Source organism: Salipiger sp. (genome assembly GCF_059781815.1).
Window position 1 is genome coordinate 1 of sequence record NZ_JBYNAH010000405.1, and the last position, 1,866, is coordinate 1,866.

Genomic DNA, 1,866 nt, shown 5'->3' on the forward strand with positions numbered 1-1,866 from the left:
AATCCACATGGGTGATCGCCGGGATCTCGGAGCGCTTGATGTTCAGCTTTTCGATCCCGAAGAGCTGTTCTTCCTCTGCGGTCATCTTGCGCTGCTTGTCTTCGCGAACATGATCGACAAGCAGCATGTAGGGGCTGTCATAGTCGAGGTTGAACCAGTCGCCCATGTCCTCGCGCAGCACCGAGGGCGCGAAGGGGCGGAAGCTCTCGCGGAACTTCACCTTCAGGTTCAGGGTTTTCTGCATGCTCTCGGAGCGTGGATCGCCGAGGATCGAGCGCCCGCCCAAGGCCCGGGGGCCGAACTCCATGCGGCCGTTGAACCAGCCCACTGCCTTGCCATCGGCCAGGGCCTGCGCGGTGGCCTCGATCATGCCCGGCTCCTCCAGCGTCTCAAACTTCGCGCCCGCCGCCGTCAGGCGCCGCTCGATGTCGGCTTGCTTGAAGACCGGGCCAAGATAGGCGCCTTTCATGCCATCGCGCGCACCGTTCCGGACCACGCGGTCATGGCCCAGTTCCTGGTGCCATGCCGCCTGCGCCGCGCCAAGCGCGCCACCGGCATCCCCGGCCGCCGGTTGCACCCAGATATCCTTGAAGGCCCCGTCCCGCAGGATCTTGCCATTGGCGACACAGTTCAGTGCAACGCCGCCCGCCATGCAAAGGTTGGGAATTTGGTATTCCTGCGCCAGATGACGGACCATGGTCAGTACGATCTCTTCGGTGACCGCCTGCACCGAGGCGGCCATATCCATGTGGAACTGGTCCAGCATCTCGCTTTCGGGCACACGCACGGGCCGCCCGAAGAGATCCGAGAATTTCTGGTTCGTCATCGTCAGACCGGTGGCGTAGTTGAAATAGTCCTGGTTCAACCGGAACGAGCCATCGGGCTTCAGATCGACGAGTTCCTTCAGGATCAGGTCCTTGAACCGCGCCGCGCCATAGGGCGCCAGCCCCATCACCTTGTACTCGCCGCTATTGACCCTGAAGCCGGTATAATAGGTCACCGCCGAATACAGGAGGCCGAGCGAATGCGGGAAATGGATCTCCTTGACCATCTCCAGCTCTTTGCCGCGTCCGATCGCAACCGTCGTTGTCGCCCATTCGCCCACACCATCCAGCGTCAGCACGACGGCCTCCTCGAAGGGTGACGGATAAAACGCGCTCGCGGCGTGGCTCATGTGGTGTTCGGCGAACATGAGCTTGTCGCGGAGCTCCGCCGTGGGACTGATCTCCTTCAGTTCCTTCAGCAGCAGCGATTTCTGAAACAGCTTCTCCTTGATCCAGACCGGGATCGCGACACTGAACGACCGAAACCCGCGCGGCGCGTTGGCAACGTAAGTCTCCAGAAGCCGCTCGAACTTGAGGAAGGGTTTGTCATAGAACGCAACGCCGTCCACATCGTCCAGCGTCAACCCGGCCTCCTCCAGAACATATTCGATCGCATGGCGCGGGAATCCGGCATCATGCTTCTTGCGTGTGAACCGTTCTTCCTGTGCGGCCGCAAAAACCTCTCCATCCACCAGAAGCGCGGCCGCGCTGTCGTGATAAAACGCCGAAATTCCAAGTATGGCTGACACTGAACGATCCTTTGGGCAAGGGCGCGGTATTTCCGCCGCCTCGGATCAGGAGGCGACAGAGAAGGGCGCGGGCATCAAAACAGGGTATAGATGAAAGGCGCGATGGCCGACCCCTGGGTCAGAACAATCAGGCCCCCGAGAAGCACCATCATCACAAGGATGGGCAGCAGCCAGAATTTGCGTCGGACCCTCAGAAATTCCCATAGTTCAGCTACAAAAGACATATGGATTCACTCCTACGCAACCAATTCTAATACTGCTTGTACATGGATGAGGGCGGCCCATCCTTTGAC

At 60.1% G+C, this 1,866-nt stretch carries 2 protein-coding genes; both read right to left on the reverse strand.

The window, feature by feature from the left end; genetic code table 11:
* The coding region (locus AC6RA4_RS25260) for a carbamoyltransferase family protein (protein ID WP_500165043.1) at window positions 1–1,573 on the reverse strand (1,573 nt) is incomplete at its 3' end.
* Between the two features lie 74 nt (window positions 1,574–1,647).
* On the reverse strand, window positions 1,648–1,797 hold the full coding sequence (locus AC6RA4_RS25265; protein WP_500165045.1) for a DUF5989 family protein: 150 nt from the start codon (window positions 1,795–1,797) through the stop codon (window positions 1,648–1,650).
* Window positions 1,798–1,866: the final 69 nt, after the last annotated feature.